This window comes from Kitasatospora sp. NPDC088783 (genome assembly GCF_044750705.1).
In the GTDB taxonomy this organism is placed as follows: domain Bacteria; phylum Actinomycetota; class Actinomycetes; order Streptomycetales; family Streptomycetaceae; genus Kitasatospora; species Kitasatospora fiedleri.
In genome coordinates this window covers 182,507-198,013 of record NZ_JBIVKJ010000011.1, presented here as the reverse complement: position 1 = coordinate 198,013, position 15,507 = coordinate 182,507, and the positions used below count along the sequence as shown (strand labels likewise).

5 protein-coding genes are annotated in these 15,507 nt (G+C 75.8%); all 5 read right to left on the bottom strand.

What is annotated here, in order from left to right; genetic code table 11:
* Positions 1-28: 28 nt before the first annotated feature.
* On the bottom strand, positions 29-220 hold the full coding sequence (locus ACIP60_RS27800) for an MbtH family protein (protein ID WP_100835537.1): 192 nt from the start codon (positions 218-220) through the stop codon (positions 29-31).
* A gap of 131 nt (positions 221-351) precedes the next feature.
* Positions 352-1,587, bottom strand: a complete 1,236-nt coding sequence (locus ACIP60_RS27795) for an amidohydrolase family protein (RefSeq protein ID WP_400689082.1) — start codon at positions 1,585-1,587, stop codon at positions 352-354.
* 1 nt (position 1,588) lies between these two features.
* On the bottom strand, positions 1,589-5,881 hold the full coding sequence (locus ACIP60_RS27790; protein ID WP_400689079.1) for a type I polyketide synthase: 4,293 nt from the start codon (positions 5,879-5,881) through the stop codon (positions 1,589-1,591).
* Positions 5,878-10,347 carry a MupA/Atu3671 family FMN-dependent luciferase-like monooxygenase gene (locus ACIP60_RS27785; RefSeq protein ID WP_400689076.1) on the bottom strand — a complete coding sequence of 1,490 codons (4,470 nt, stop codon included), beginning with the start codon at positions 10,345-10,347 and terminating at the stop codon, positions 5,878-5,880. The genes ACIP60_RS27790 and ACIP60_RS27785 overlap by 4 nt, the downstream gene beginning before the upstream one ends.
* On the bottom strand, positions 10,344-15,443 hold the full coding sequence (locus tag ACIP60_RS27780; RefSeq protein WP_400689073.1) for an amino acid adenylation domain-containing protein: 5,100 nt from the start codon (positions 15,441-15,443) through the stop codon (positions 10,344-10,346). Before ACIP60_RS27780 ends, ACIP60_RS27785 begins: the two co-directional genes overlap by 4 nt.
* Positions 15,444-15,507: the final 64 nt, after the last annotated feature.

The window sequence follows — 15,507 nt, the reverse complement described above, 5'->3', positions numbered from 1 at the left end:
CTCCCCCGTCCCCCGGACGGGACGGTGTTCAGGCGTGGGTGCGCGGGCGGCGCGGGCGCAGGTCGGTCCACACCTCCTCGATGCGGGCCAGGCAGTCCTCCTTGGGGCCGGTGAAGCCTTCGGGGGTCCAGCCGGCGGGGACCGGCAGGGCGGCCTCCCAGATGGAGTGCTGGTTCTCGTGGTTGACCACGACCAGGTACTCGGGCGTGCTGTCGGACACGGTGGGCTGCCTCTCTCGTCGCGGGTGCGGCGGCGGGTGCCGCCGCCGGTGCGGTTCCTGTCGCGGGTGCGGGTACCGGGTACCGGGCACCGGCGCGGCCGGGCGGCGCGGGGCCGCCCGGCGGTCGGGTGCTACTTGCGGGTGTCCTTGACGATCCGGCCGCCCTTGACCACCAGGACCACCCGGCTGGGGTCGTCGAAGAGCTCGGGCTCGGCCAGCGGGTCGAAGTCGACGGCGATCAGGTCGGCCAGCTTGCCGGTCTCGATCGAGCCGATCCGGTCGTCGACCCGCATGATCCTGGCGTTGACCGAGGTGGCCGAGCGGATCGCCTCGGCGGCGCCGAGCACCTTGGCCTTGAGGGCGATCTCCAGGCCGCGGCGGTCCTGCTTGGGGCCGATCAGGTCGGAGCCGGAGCCGATCAGCACGCCGGCCTCGCGGGCGGCGAGCAGGCCGTCGATCATGCCCTGCATGGTGTCGCCGACCCGTTCGCGGATCTGCGGCGGCAGGCCGTGCTGGTCGAAGTTCTCCTCGAGCACCTTGGCGATGGCCAGGGTCGGGACCAGGTTGACCCGGCCGGCCGCCATCATCGCGGCGGTCTCCTCATCGATGCCGGTGCCGTGCTCGACGCACTCCACGCCGGCCTTGACCGCGTTGTGGATGCCGTGCACGTTGTGGGCGTGCACGGTCACGTAGGTGTGCCGGGCCTTGGCCTCGGTGACGGCGGTGGCGATCTCCTCGACGGTGAACTGGGTGTCGTCGAGGGAGTCGGCGATGGAGACCACGCCGCCGGTGACGGCCATCTTGAGGAAGCTGGCGCCCTGCCGGAAGCACTCGCGGGCGGCCTTGCGGACCTCGTCGCAGCCGTCCGAGATCCGGCCGACGGCGGTCAGGCCGCGGACCCGGAAGTGGAAGCTGTCGTCCGGCGGGGCGAACGGCGAGCCCAGGTGGCCGTGGCCGCCGCACTGGACCAGCGGCGAGGCGGAGGCCCAGATCCGCGGGCCGGGCACCAGGCCGCGGCCGACGGTGCGCAGCACGCCGTGGTCGATGCCGCCGCAGTCGCGGACGGCGGTGAAGCCGGCGTCGATGGTCTCGCGCAGGGTGCGGAAGATGTCGGCGGCGCGTTCGGCGACCGAGACCTCCAGGTTGAGCACGGCGCGCATCTCGCTGGAGTGGCCGATGTGCACGTGGGCGTCGATCAGGCCGGGCAGCAGGGTGAGGCCGCTGAGGTCGACCAGGTCGGCGTCCCCGGCCGGGCCGTCGACGCCGATCCCGGCGATCTTGTCGTCCTCCACCAGGACCGAGGCGCGCGCGACGGGGTCGCCGCCGAGTCCGTCGATCATGGTGGCGCCGGTCAGGAGCAGGGCCATGTCAGTTCTCCGTGGTGGTGGGTTGCGGGTCCCGGTCGGCGTCGGTGTCGGCGGGCGCGGGCAGCAGGCGCCGGCGGACGAAGAAGCCGAGCATCCGGGTGAAGTAGTCGGCGTCCAGGGGCGGGGCGGCGCAGGTGCGCGGGTCGGTGAGGGCCAGCGTGTTGGCGCTGTCCATCACCGGCATCGCCCGGTCGGGGGTCTCGCCGATCATCGCCATCAGCGGGGCGAGCGCGCTGTCCTCGCCGTCCCGGTCGACCTGTTCGATCAGCGCGTCGCGCCACTCGTGGAACGGGACGCTGCGGACCGGGAAGCCGAACTCCCGGATCCGGTCGAAGATCTCGTTCCACTCCAGGGTGTCGGGGCTGATGGTGTGGAAGGTGCGGCCCGGCGACTTGGGGTCGGCCAGCAGCTGGACGACCTGCCGGGCGGTGTGGTCGACGGTGCCGACCGCCAGCGGGTAGCGGCGCAGCGGGGCCAGGCCGAGCTGGACGCAGCCCTGGATCACCTTGGTGACGTAGTCCTCGCTGTTGGCGGCGCCGTTGCGGCTGTCGGGCAGCACCGCGCCGGCCCGGTGCACGGCGACCGGGACGCCGCGTTCGCGGGCCAGCGCGATCAGGCCCTCGGCGACCCACTTGCTCTGGCTGTACGCGGTGTCGTGGCCGACCGGCGGCGGCAGCGGGTCGTCCTCGCGGATCAGGGTGGCGCCGCCGACCACCGCGCCGGCCAGCACGGCGAGGGTGGAGACGTAGTGGACGGGCTTGAGCCGGGCGGTGGTGGCCAGCCGCAGCACCTCCTGGGTGCCGAGCACGTTGGACGCCTTCAGCGCCCGGTAGGGGCGGACGAAGTTGACCCAGGCGCCGCAGTGCAGGACGGTGTCGACCTGCTCGGCGAGGGCGGCGAAGCGCTCCGCGCCGAGGCCGAGCAGCGGCTGGGCGAGGTCGCCGGTGACCACCCGCAGCCGGCGGGCGGCGGGCTGCGGCAGGCCGTAGGAGTCCAGCACGGCGCGCAGCCGCTCCTCGCCCTCGGCCTCGGTGGCGGCCCGGACCAGGCAGAGCACGGTGGCGTCGGTGCTCGCCAGCAGCTCGGCGCAGAGGAACGCGCCGACGAAGCCGGTGGCGCCGGTGAGCAGCACGGTGCGCGGCGGGCCGTCCTGGAGCGGCGGCAGTCCCTCGGCGGTGATCGCCGGGTCGAGCCGCACCTCGTCCTCCAGCACCGGGCCGGCCGGCGGGGCCGCGGCGGCGCCGTCGGCGAGGCGGTCGACCAGGGCGGCGAGCGCGGCGACCGAGGAGGCCCGCAGCACGTCCCGGGCGGAGAGCGTGGAGATGCCGGAGCGGCGCAGCTGGCGGGTGGCCTGGGTGACCATCAGGGAGTGCGCGCCGAGGTCGAAGAAGTCCTCGTCGACGCCGATCCGTTCGAGGCCGAGCAGGTCGCACCAGATCCGGGCGACCTGGAGCTCGCGCGGGGTGCGGGGCGCGTCGTCGGGCTGGGCCGGGGCGGTTCCGGCGGTGTCCGGGTCGGTGTGCAGGCCGGTGTCCCGGGCGGCGGTGTCCGGTTCGGCGGCGGCGGGTTCGGCCAGGGCGCTGCGGCCGGGTTCGACCCAGTGCCGGGCGCGCTCGAACGGGTAGCCGGGCAGCGGGACGCGGCGCGGGTCGGCGGGGCCGTGGAAGGCCGGCCAGTCGACCTCGACGCCCTGCTGCCAGAGCCGGCCGACGGCGGTGACCAGGTGCGCCAGGTCGGGCACCGGGTCGCGCGGCAGGCCCATGGTGGGGATCGCCACCGGGGCGGGGGCCAGCCGCTGGGCGGCGGCGAGCGCGGTGAGCGCCCGGCCCGGGCCGACCTCCAGCAGGACCCGGCCGGGCCGGTCCAGGGCGGTGCGCAGGCCGTCGGCGTACCGGACGGGCTGGCGCAGGTGGCGGGCCCAGTAGCCGGGGTCGGTGGCCTCGGCGGCGGTCAGCGGGCGGCCGGTGACGCTGGAGACGACCGGCAGCCGCGGGGCGGACAGGGTCAGGGCGGAGACCCGGCGGGTGAACTCGGGCAGGTGCGGCTCGACCATCCAGGAGTGGCTGGCGACCGGGACGCTGACCTTGCGGCAGTCGACGCCCTCGGCGCGCAGTTCGGTGAGCAGCGCGGCGATGTCCGCGTCCGGCCCGGCGACCACGGTCAGGTCGGGGGCGTTGACGGCGGAGACCGAGATCCGCGCGCCGAGCCGGGGGGCGAGCAGCGCCTCGGGCTGCTGGACCACCAGCATCCGGCCGGGCTCCATGGCGGCGAACAGCTCGCCGCGGGCCAGCGTGATCTCCAGCGCGTCCTCCAGCGGGAACACCCCGGCCAGGCAGGCCGCGACGTACTCGCCGAGGCTGTGGCCGAGCAGGGCGGCGGGCCGCACTCCCCAGGCCATCAGCTGCCGGGCCAGCGCGTACTCGACGGTGAACAGCGAGGAGATCACCCCGGCGCCCTGGTCGCGGCCCATGGTGGCGGCGCCGCCGCGCAGTTCGCGGCCCTCCAGCGGGGTGAAGGCGGACGGGAAGAGCAGTCGGCGCAGGTCGTAGCCGAGCCGGGGTTCGAGGATCGCGGCGCAGCGGTCGACCTCCGCGCGGAACACCTCCTCGGAGCGGTAGACGTCCAGCCCCATGTCGGGGTGCTGCATGCCGCCGCCGGGGAAGGTGAACACCGCCTCCTGGCGGCCGCCGCGGACGGTGCGGGTGGTGAGCCGCTCGGGTTCGGCGCCGCGCAGCACGGAGACCGCGTCGGCCGGGTCGGTGCAGACCGCGAAGCGGCGCACCGGGAAGGCCCGGCGGCCGTCCTGGAGGGTGAAGGCGGTGTCGGCCAGCGGGGCGGCGGCGCCGGGGCCGGCCAGGTGGTCGGCGAGCCGGTCGGCGGCCCGGTCGGCGGCCTCCTTGGTGTGCGCGGACAGCGGCAGCAGCTGCCAGGCGCGGGCCCGCCCGGTGCGCTCGGCGGGGGCGGGGGCCTGCTCGACGACGACGTGGGCGTTGGTGCCGCCGACGCCGAAGGAGCTGACGCCGGCCCGGCGCGGGGTGCCGTCGGTGTGCCAGTCGGCGGCCTCGGCGGGGACGTGGAACGGGGTGCGCTCCAGTGCCAGGTCGGGGTTGGGGGCGGTGAAGTTGGCGGTCGGCGGGATCACCGCGTGGTGCACGGCCAGGGCGGCGCGCATCAGTCCGGCGACGCCGGCCGCGGCGTCCAGGTGGCCGATGTTGGCCTTGACCGAGCCGAGCGCGCACTGGCCGGGCCGGGTGCCGGGCGAGTCGAACGCCTGGGTGAGGGCGGTGACCTCGATCGGGTCGCCGACCCGGGTGGCGGTGCCGTGCGTCTCGACGTAGCCGACGGTGGCGGGGTCGACGCCGGCCACCGCGAGGGCCGCGGCGACCGCCCGGGACTGGCCGTCGACGCTGGGCGCCGCGTAACCGGCCTTCAGCGAGCCGTCGTTGTTGATCGCGGAGCCGCGGATCACCGCGTAGACGTGGTCGCGGTCGGCGAGCGCCTCGCTGAGCCGGCGCAGCACCAGCACCACCGCGCCGTTGCCGGGCACGGTGCCGCCGCTGTCGGCGTCGAACGGGCGGCAGTGGCCGTCGGCGCTGAACAGGCCGCTGTCGGCGGCGGGGTAGCCGCTCTTCAGCGGCAGGTTGATCGCCACGCCGCCGACCAGCGCGGTGTCGCACTCGTAGTTGAGCAGCGACTGGCAGGCCAGGTGGGTGGCGACCAGCGAGGTGGAGCAGGCGGTCTGCACGGTCAGCGCGGGCCCGGTGAGGTCCATGGTGTGGGCGACCCGGGTGGCCAGGAAGTCCTTGTCGTTGAACATCCGGGCGACGGGGGCCATCGGGGAGCGCTGGAAGCGGGCGTTGGTGGAGAGGTTGGCCATCAGGTACTTGTTCATGAAGGTGCCGGCGAACACGCCGACCTCCCCGGTGAACCGGGCCGGGTCGTGGCCGCTGTCCTCGACGGCCTGCCAGGCGGTCTCGCAGAACACCCGGTGCTGCGGGTCCATGGTCTCCGCCTCGCGGGCGTTGAACCCGAAGAAGGCGGCGTCGAAGGCGTCGGCCTCCGGGAGGTACCCGGCGGCGGGGACGTAGTCGGGGTCGTCGGCGGTGGCCGGGTCGACGCCGGCGGCGAGCAGTTCCTCCCGGGTGAAGCGGGTGATCGACTCGACGCCGTCGCGCATGTTGCGCCAGAACCCGTCGACGGTGTCGGCCCCGGGCACCCGGCAGGCCATGCCGACCACGGCGACCGGCTCGACCTCGTACTCCTCGGGGGCCTGCGGTTGCTGCGGGCTGGTCATCGCGCGTCCTTCCGATCACGGCGCAGCCGGGCCTGGCGGGCGAGGGCGGCGGCGCGCCGGCCGGCCGCCTCGCGGACCTGCTCGATGTCCTGCTCCCGTTCGGCCCGCCGCCGGTCGGCGCCCTCGTGGGCGGCGACCAGGGTGCGGACGGTGGGGTAGCGGAACAGGTCGACCAGGGAGAGCGTGTCGCCGAGGACCGGCTGGAGCCGGCTCCTGGCCTGGACGGCGAGCAGCGAGTTGCCGCCGGACTCGAAGAAGTTGTCCTCGACGCCGATCCGTTCGGCGCGCAGGACGGCCGCGAACACCTCGGCGACCTGCCGCTCCAGGTCGCTGCCGGGGGCCTGGTAGGCGGTGGCGGGGCGGGCCTGCGGATCGGGCAGCCGGTTGCGGTCCACCTTGCCGTTGGGGGTGCGGGGCAAGGCGTCGAGCAGCACCAGGTCGGCGGGGACCATGTAGTCGGGCAGGGTGAGCGCGGCGTGCGCCTTGAGCGCGGCGGCGGTCGGCGGTTCGGCGTCCTCGCCGCGGGCGGCGGGCACGCAGTAGGCGACCAGCCGGCCGTGGTCCCCGCTGCCGCGGACGGTGGCGACCGCCTCGGTGACCTCGGGGTGGGCGGCCAGCACGGCCTCGATCTCGCCGAGTTCGATCCGGTGGCCGAGCACCTTGACCTGGTGGTCGAGCCGGCCGAGGAACTCCAGTTCGCCGTCGGGGCGGCGGCGGACCAGGTCGCCGGTGCGGTAGAGCCGGGCGCCGGGCTCGCCGGAGAACGGGTCCGGGACGAAGCGCTCGGCGGTGAGCGCGGCCCGGCCGAGGTAGCCGCGGGCGATGCCGGGGCCGCCGAGCAGCAGCTCGCCGGGCACCCGGTCCGGGACCGGCCGCAGGTGCGGGTCGACCACGTAGGCGCGGACGTTGGCCAGCGGGCGGCCGATGGCGACCGGCCCGTCGACGCCGACCCGCGCGGTGGTGGCCCAGACGGTGGCCTCGGTGGGCCCGTACATGTTGTGCACCCGGCCGGGCAGCAGGGCGGCGAGTTCGGCGGCCAGCGCGGGCGGCAGCGCCTCGCCGCCGACCAGCAGCCGGTCGAGGCCGGCCAGCGCGGCGCGGGAGTCCGGTTCGCGCTGGAGCACGCCGGCCACCGACGGGGTGCACTGGAGGGCGGCCGCCCGGTGGCGGGTCAGCTGGGCGGCGATCGGCTCGTCGGCCAGGGCGGTGCGGCGGCGCTGCTCGCTGAGTTCGCGGGCCTCGGCCAGCAGCGGCAGCGAGTCGAGCACCTCGTGGTGCGGGACGCCGAAGTCGATCAGGCAGGCGACCTCGTCGACGCCGACGGCCTTCATCCGGTCGACCTGGTCGGCGCAGTCGGCGGGGGTGCCGAGCAGCGCGGAGGTCTCGAAGAACCGCTCGAAGGCGCGCTCGACCAGCTGGTCGAGCTCCGCCTCGGGCAGCGCGCGCAGGTCGAGGTCGCTGCCGAGCGCCTGGCTGAGGCCGGAGAGCAGGTCCAGCGAGGACTTGATGTACGCGCACAGCGGGGCCCGGACGGTCTCCCGGACGGCGTCCCGGTCGGTGCCGACGAAGGTGTGCAGCATCAGGGTGACGTGCCCGTCGCCGGGGTGGCCGGCGGCCCGCCAGGACTCCCGGTACAGCTCGATCTTGCGGGCGAGCTGTTCGGCGCTGTGGCCGAGCAGGTGGGTGAGCAGGCCCGCGCCGGCCTCGCCGGCCAGCTGGAAGGTCTCCGGGCTGCGGGCGCTGGTGACCCAGACCGGCAGTTCGGCCTGGACCGGGGAGGGGAAGATCCGCACCTCGGTCTCGGCGCCGACGCCGTTGGTGCGCACGGTGCGCTCGCCGCGCCACAGCCGCCGCACCTCCTCCAGCGCGGTCATCATGACCTTCTTGCGGTCGGCGTACTTCTCCGGGGCGAGCACGAAGTCGTCGGGCTGCCAGCCGGAGGCGATGGACATCCCGACCCGGCCGCCGGAGAGGTTGTCCACCACGGACCACTCCTCGGCGACCCGCAGCGGGTCGTGCAGCGGCAGCACCACGCTGCCGGCCCGCACCGCGACGTTCTCGGTGATCGCGGCGACGGCGGCGGCGGTCACCGCCGGGTTGGGGTAGAGGCCGCCGAACTCGTGGAAGTGGCGTTCGGGCGTCCACACCGCGCTGAACCCGTTGCGGTCGGCGAACCGGGCGCCCTCGGTGAGCAGCCGGTAGGCGTCCTCCGGGTCGCCGCCCTGGTCGCCGCCGAAGTAGAACACGCTGAACTCGATCGGGCGGGTCTGCACCGCGGCGGTGACCGCGGCGCCGCCGCGGGCCTCGGCCGGGGTCGGCTCGTCGCCGCGGAGCACCACCCGGTAGCCGCGGGCCAGCGTCCAGAGCAGTTCGAGCACCGAGATGTCGAAGGAGACGCTGGTGACGGCCAGCCAGCCGGCCGGCGGGTCGCCGTCGAGCATCCGGTCGATGCCGCTGAAGAAGGTCTGCACGTTGCGGTGGGTGAGCATCACGCCCTTGGGGCGGCCGGTCGAGCCGGAGGTGTAGATGACGTAGGCGAGCTGGTCGGGGCTCTCCTCGGCCGGGGCCTCCGGGACCTCCAGGGCCTCCGGGGAGGCCGGAGCGGCCGGAGCGGCCTGGTCGTCCGGGTCGTCCTGGTCGATCCGCAGCAGTGCGGCGGGGCCGTCCGCGAGGCGGCGGGCGAGCGGGCCGCTGGTGACGATCACCGGGGTGCCGGAGTCCTCGACCATGAACGCCAGCCGGTCGGCCGGGTAGGCCGGGTCCAGCGGCAGGTAGGCGCCGCCGGCCTTGAGCACCGCGAGCAGCGCGACCACCAGCTCGGGCGAGCGCTCCAGGTGGATGCCGACCACCACGTCCCGGCCCACGCCGCGGGCCCGCAGCCGGGCCGCCAGGCGCTCGGCCCGCTCGTCCAGCTCCCGGTAGCAGATCGCCTGTTCGGGGGCGTCGGCGGCGGCGACCAGGGCGGGCGCGTCGGGGGTGCGGGCGGCCTGCTCGGCGATCAGCCGGTGGATCGGGGCCGTCGGGGCGGCGGACGGGGCCGGGTTCCACTCGTGCAGGATCCGCCGGGTCTCCTCGGCGGAGAGCACCGGCAGCCGGCCGATCGGCAGGTCCGGGTCGGCGGTGGCCGCGCCCAGCACGGTGCGGAACTGGGCGGCCAGGGCCTGCGCGGTCGCCTCGTCGAACAGGTCGGTGGCGTACTCCAGCCGCCCGGTGAGCCGCTCGCCGGAGCGGGTCAGGCTGAGCGTCAGGTCGAACTTGGCGCTCGCGGTGTCGCCGGGCACCATCCGGACCGTGCAGCCGGGCAGGTCGAGGCCGTCGGAGCCGCCCTCGTGGTAGCTGACCATCAGCTGGAACAGCGGGTTGTAGGCCGGGTCGCGGACCGGGTTGAGCTCCTCGATCAGCTTCTCGAACGGCAGGTCCTGGTGGGCCACGGCGGCCCGGCTCTCGTCCCGGGCGCGCAGCACCAGGTCGCGGAAGGCCGGGTTCCCGGAGACGTCGATCCGCTGGACCACGGTGTTGGCGAAGAAGCCGATCAGCGGGTGCAGTTCGGCGCGGGCGCGGCCCGCCACCGGCGAGCCGACGATGACCTCCTCGCCGCCGGTGTGGGCGTGCGCCAGGGCGGCGAACGCGGCCAGCAGCACGGCGAACGGGGTGGCGCCGCAGGCGCGGGCCAGCGCGTCCACCCGGTCGGCGGTGGCCGGGTCGACCGGGAAGTCGAGGTGCGCGCCGGCGTAGCTCTGCTGCGGCGGCCGGGGCCGGTCGGCGGGCAGGGTGGCCAGCGCGGGCGCGCCGTCCAGGCGGCGGCGCCAGTGGTCGAGCGCCTCGGCCAGCGGCTCGCCGCCGAGCCGGGCCAGCTGCTGTTCGGCGAAGGCCGCGTACTGGGTCTCCAGGGCGGGCAGCGCCGCCTCGGTGCCCTCGGCGAACTCCCGGTACAGCGCCGAGAGTTCACCGGAGAGCAGGCCCAGCGACCAGCCGTCGCAGGCGATGTGGTGCAGGCTCAGGCAGAACCAGTGCTCCTCGGCGTCCAGCCGCAGCAGCAGCGGGCGGACCATCAGGTCCTGCTCCAGGTCGAACGGGCGGCGGGCCTCCTCCTCGGCCAGCCGCTCGGCCTCGGCCAGCGGGTCGGGCAGGCCGCGCAGGTCGACCAGCGGGACGGGGACCGGGTCGGCCGGGCGGACGAACTGGCGCGGGGCGCCGTCGACCGGGCGGAACACGGTGCGCAGCACCTGGTGGCGGCGGACCACGGCGGTCAGCGCGCGCTCCAGCGCCGCGGTGTCCAGCGGGCCGGTGATCCGGTGGACCATCGGCACCACGTACACCGGGTTGTCCGGGTCGAGCTGGTCGAGGAACCAGAGCCGCTGCTGCGGGAAGGACAGCGGGTGGTGCTGCTCGGCGAGGCGCTGCCGGAGCCGTTCGGCGAGCAGCGCCCGGCGGGCGTCCGGGGAGTCGGGGGTGGTGGCCGTCATCGCTCTACCTCGTTCTCGGCCAGGTCGCGCAGCAGCGCCTCGACCTCGTCGTCGGACAGTTCGTGGAGCCGGTCGAGCAGGTCCTCGCCGTAGCCGGCGGCCGGGGCCTGGGTGTCGGCGGCGTCGGCGGCCGGGGTGTCGGCGGCGGCCCGGGCGGCGTCCACCTCGGCGGCCAGCCGGGCGACCGTGGGCAGTTGCAGGAAGCGGCGCAGCGGGACCTCGGTGCGGTGCAGCTCGTTGACCCGGGCGACGGTGCGCATGGCGAGCAGCGAGTTGCCGCCGAGGGCGAAGAAGTCGTCGGTGGCGCCGACCGCGGCGACCCCGAGCAGTTCGGCGACCAGCTCGGCCAACTCCCGTTCGGTGGCGGTGCGGGGCTCGACCCGGTCGTCCGCGGCGAGGTCCTGGTCGCCGACCGGCGGCAGCGCGGCGCGGTCGATCTTGCCGCTGGCGGTCAGCGGCATCGCGGGCAGCTGCACGTACGCGGCGGGCAGCAGGTAGGGCGGCAGCGCGGCGGCCAGGAAGTCGCGCAGCTCGGCCACCGGGAGCGGGGCATCGGCCGGGACCAGGTAGGCGACCAGGCGGCGCCCGGAGGGGGCGTCGTCGACCAGGACGGCGGTCTGCCGGACGGCGGGGTGCGCGGCGAGGGCCGCCTCGACCTCGCCGGGCTCGATCCGGAAGCCGCGGATCTTGACCTGGTGGTCGGCCCGGCCGAGGAAGTCCAGGCTGCCGTCGGGCCGGGTGCGGACCACGTCGCCGGTGCGGTACATCCGGGAGCCGTCGGCGGCGAACGGGTCGGGCAGGAAGCGGTCGGCGGTGAGTCCGGGCCGGCCGGCGTAGCCGCGGGCGACGCCGGGGCCGCCGACGTACAGCTCGCCGGGGACGCCGGTCGGGACGGGGTTCAGGTGCCGGTCGAGCACGTAGCCGGTGGTGTTGGCGATCGGGCGGCCGATCGGCACCGAGGTGGCGGCGGCGGGCAGGTCGCGGATCGGGTGGCAGACCGCGAAGGTGGTGGTCTCGGTCGGCCCGTAGCCGTTCAGCAGGTGCGCGGGGCGGCCGTCGGCCGGGCGCTCCAGCAGCTGGCGGATCCGGGCGAGGTTGAGCACGTCGCCGCCGACCAGCAGGTGGCGCAGGCCCGCGAAGGTGTCGGGGTGGGTGCCCATCACCTCGGTGAACAGCGCGGAGGTGATGAACATGCTGGTCGCGCCGTGCCGGCGCAGGGCCCGGCCGAGTCCGCCGGGGGTGAGCACCTCCTCGGTGTCGATCACCGCGAGGGTGCCGCCGTGCAGCAGCGCGCCCCACACCTCGAAGGTCAGCGCGTCGAAGGAGGCGTCGGCGATCTGCGGGAAGCACTCGTCCGGTCCGAACGCCACGTAGTCCGTCGCGCTGACCAGCCGCAGCACCGAGCGGTGCTCGACCATCACGCCCTTGGGGCGGCCGGTGGAGCCGGAGGTGAACAGGACGTAGGCGAGGCCGTCGGGGGCGGCGTCCGTCTCGGGGGCGGTGGCGGGGGCGGCGGCCAGCTCCTCGGCCAGGGCGTCGAGGGCGAGCGGCTCGGCGGTGCCCGGCGGGACCAGGCCGGTCAGGTCGGCGCGGGTGAGCACCACGGGGGCCTCGGTGTCGGCGAGCATCGCGGCGATCCGCTCGCGCGGGTAGCCGGGGTCGAGCGGCACGTAGCCGCCGCCCGCCTTGAGGACGGCGAGCAGGGCGGTGACCATCCGGTCGCCGCGCTCCAGCAGGACGCCCACCGGGGTGTCCCGGCCGACGCCGCGCCGCCGCAGCAGGTGGGCGATCCGGTTGGACTCCTCGTCCAGCTCCCGGTAGGTGGCGGAGCGCTCGCCGTGCACCAGCGCGGTCCTGTCCGGGTGGCGGGCGGCCTGTTCGGCGAACAGGCCGCCGATGGTGCGGTCGGCGCCGTAGGCGGTGGCGGGCCCGGCGGCGGCGTCGAGCACCCGGCGGCGCTCGGCCTCCGGGAGCAGGTCGAGCCGGTCGTAGGGCAGTTCGGGGTCGTCGAGGGCGGCGGCCAGCAGGGTGAAGTAGTGGCCGACCATCCGGCGGACGGTCTCCGGCTCGAACAGGTCGGTGGCGTACTCCCAGATCAGGGTGATCGGGGCGTCGTCGTCGGCCACGCCGTGGCCGGCCCGCTGCTCGGCGCGGGGCAGCACGACCACGTTCAGGTCGGTCTTGGCGGAGCCGTTGTGCCGCTCCAGGACGCTGCCGCTCAGGCCGGCGAACTCCAGGTCGGGCAGCTGCGAGTCGTGGAAGCTGAACATGACCTGGAACAGCGGGTTGCGGGACGGGTCGCGGGGCAGGTCGAGCGCCTCGACCAGCCGGTCCAGCGGGGTGTCCTGCCACTGGTGGGCGCGGCCGACGGTGGCGTGCACCCGCTGGGCGAGCCGGTCGAAGCCGGGGGCGCCGGAGAGGTCGACGCGCAGCGGCACGGTGTTCACGACCATGCCCATCATCTGCTCGATCTCGGCGAGCCGGCGGTTGGCCATGCCGGTGCCGACCACCAGGTCGTGCTGGCCGCTGTAGCGGGACATCAGGGCGGCGAAGCCGGTGAGCATCGCGGTGTACAGGGTGACGCCGCGGGAGCGGGCGTGGCTGCGCAGCGCGCGGGCTAGGCCGGACGGCAGGTCGATCCGGACGGCGGCGCCGGCGAAGGACTGGTCGGCGGGCCGCGGGTGGTCGGTGGCCAGCTCCAACGCGGCCGGGACGCCCGCGAGTTCGCGGGTCCAGTGGTCGAGGTAGCCGTCCAGCACCGCGCCCCGCAGCCACTCGCGCTGCCAGCGGGAGAAGTCGGTGTAGCCGATCGGCGGCTCGGGCAGCGGGGAGGGGCGGCCCGCGGCGAGCGCCGGGTAGATGTCCTGGAGCTCGTGCAGGAACAGCGCGTACGACCAGCCGTCGTGCACCAGGTGGTGCTCGACGTGCACCAGGGTGTGGTCCTCGGCGGTGTGCCGGATCAGCACCCAGCGGGCCAGCGGCGGCGCGGCCAGGTCGAAGGGGGCGTCGACGGTGCGCCGGACGATCTCCTCGGCGCGCTTCTCGCGGGCGGCCTCGTCGGGCTCGTCGCTGAGGTCGTGCAGCGGCAGGTCGACATCCATCGGGGCGAGCGGGATCTGCCGGGGCTGTCCGTCGACGGCGCGGAAGGCGGTGCGGAACACGTCGTGCCGGCGGACGATCTCGGTGAGTGTGGCGTTCAGCGCGGCGGGGTCGAGCGGGCCGCGCAGCCGGATGGTGGCCTGGGCGTTGTAGGCGAGGTTGCCGGGGGCCAGCTCCTCCAGGTACCAGATCCGCTCCTGCGGGAAGGAGAGCGGCACCGGCACGCCCAGCGCCCGGTCGGCGGCGGCGGTGATCCGCGGGACGGCGGGCGCGGCGTCCGGGGAGTCGAGGTGGGCGGCCATCGCGGCGACGGTGCGGGCCTCGTGGATCTGCCGCAGCGGCAGTTCGCGGTGCAGTTCGGAGCGGACCCGGGAGGCGAGCCGGCCGGCCAGCAGGGAGTGGCCGCCGAGCGCGAAGAAGTCGTCGTCGCGGGCGATCCGGTCGACCGCCAGCAGGTCGGCGAGGATCGCGGCCAGCGCCCGTTCGGTGGGCGTGGCGGGCGCCTGCCCGGCGTCGAGGGGTTCGGCGCGCTGCGGCAGCGGCAGCGCCGCGCGGTCGATCTTGCCGCTGGGGGTGAGCGGCATCCGCTCCAGCACCAGCACGGTGTCGGGCACCATGTGCGCGGGCAGCAGCGCGGCGAGGTGGGCGCGCAGCCGCGCGGGGTCGAGGACGGCGCCCGGGGCCGGGGCGGCGTAGCCGACCAGCCGGGGTCCGGCGCCCAGGTCGGGGGCGGTGACCACGCTGTCGGCGACGTCGGGGTGCTCGGCGAGCCGGCGGGCGATCTCGTCGGGTTCGATCCGGAAGCCGCGGATCTTCACCTGGTGGTCGATCCGGCCGAGGAACTCCAGGTCGCCGTCCGGGCGGCGGACCACCAGGTCGCCGGTGCGGTAGCGCAGCGCGTCGGGCCGCCCGCCGTCCGGGTCGGGGACGAAGCGCTCGGCGGTCAGGTCGGGGCGGTGCAGGTAGCCGCGGGCGACGCCGAGGCCGCCGACCAGCAGTTCGCCGGGGGTGCCGTCGGGCACCGGGCGCAGCTCCCCGTCGACGACGGCGGTGTGCGCGCCGGCGATGGCGCGGCCGATCGACGGCTTGCCGCCGCCGGGGGCGAGTTCGGCGACGGTGGCCCAGACGGTGGTCTCGGTGGGGCCGTAGGCGTTGAACATCCGGCGGCCGGGCAGCCAGCGTTCGGCGAGCGGCTCGGGGAGCGCCTCGCCGGCGCAGACCAGCACCTCCAGGTCGGGCAGGTCGGTGTCGGGCAGGGTGGCGAGCACGGACGGCGGCACGGTGAGGTGGCTGATCCGCCGCTCGCGCAGGAAGTCGCCGAGCCCGGGGCCGGGGGCGATGTCCTCGCGCGGGGCGAGCACCAGGGTGGCGCCGGTGGCCAGCGCCATCACCGTCTCGAACACCGAGGCGTCGAAGCTGGTGGGGGCGAACTGCAGGACGCGGTGGCCGGGGCCGGTGCCGAACGCCTCGGCCTGGGCGGCGATCAGGTTGGCCAGGCCGCGCTGGAGCAGGGCCACGCCCTTGGGGCGGCCGGTGGAGCCGGAGGTGTAGATGACGTACGCCAGTTGTCCGTCCTCGGCCGCCGCCCGGGGGCCGGCCGGGTCGGAGCCCTGCGCCGGGTCGATCGTCCGGACGTCCGGGACGGGCGCCGGGCCGGGCAGCCCGGCGTCGCCGACGACCAGCTCCAGGCGGGCGTCGGCGGCCATGTGGGCGAGCCGGTCGGCCGGGTAGGCGGGGTCGAGCGGCAGCCAGGCGGCGCCGGTGCGCAGCACGGCGAGGACGGCCACCGGGAGGTCGAGCGAGGGCCTGGTGGCGATGCCGACCACGGCGCCCCGCTCCACCCCCTGCCGGGCCAGTTCGGCGGCCAGCGCCCCGGCCCGGTCGGCCAGTTCGCGGTAGGTCAGCCGGGTGCCGCGGAACTCGACCGCGACGGCGTCGGGCATTCTCGCGGCCAGGCCGTCGAAGACGTCGAGGAAAAACGGATTCCGTGCTTCCATCTGTGCGCGTTCCCCCTGGTGTCGGGACTTCACCGCAGCGCGGCGAAGGGAAGGCGGAGCATCG

Coding starts and splice junctions, on each gene's coding strand:
- ACIP60_RS27785 (WP_400689076.1), bottom strand. CDS start 10,347: ATGACGGCCACCACCCCCGACTCCCCGGACGCCCGCCGGGCGCTGCTC.
- ACIP60_RS27795 (WP_400689082.1), bottom strand. CDS start 1,587: ATGGCCCTGCTCCTGACCGGCGCCACCATGATCGACGGACTCGGCGGC.
- ACIP60_RS27780 (WP_400689073.1), bottom strand. CDS start 15,443: ATGGAAGCACGGAATCCGTTTTTCCTCGACGTCTTCGACGGCCTGGCC.
- ACIP60_RS27790 (WP_400689079.1), bottom strand. CDS start 5,881: ATGACCAGCCCGCAGCAACCGCAGGCCCCCGAGGAGTACGAGGTCGAG.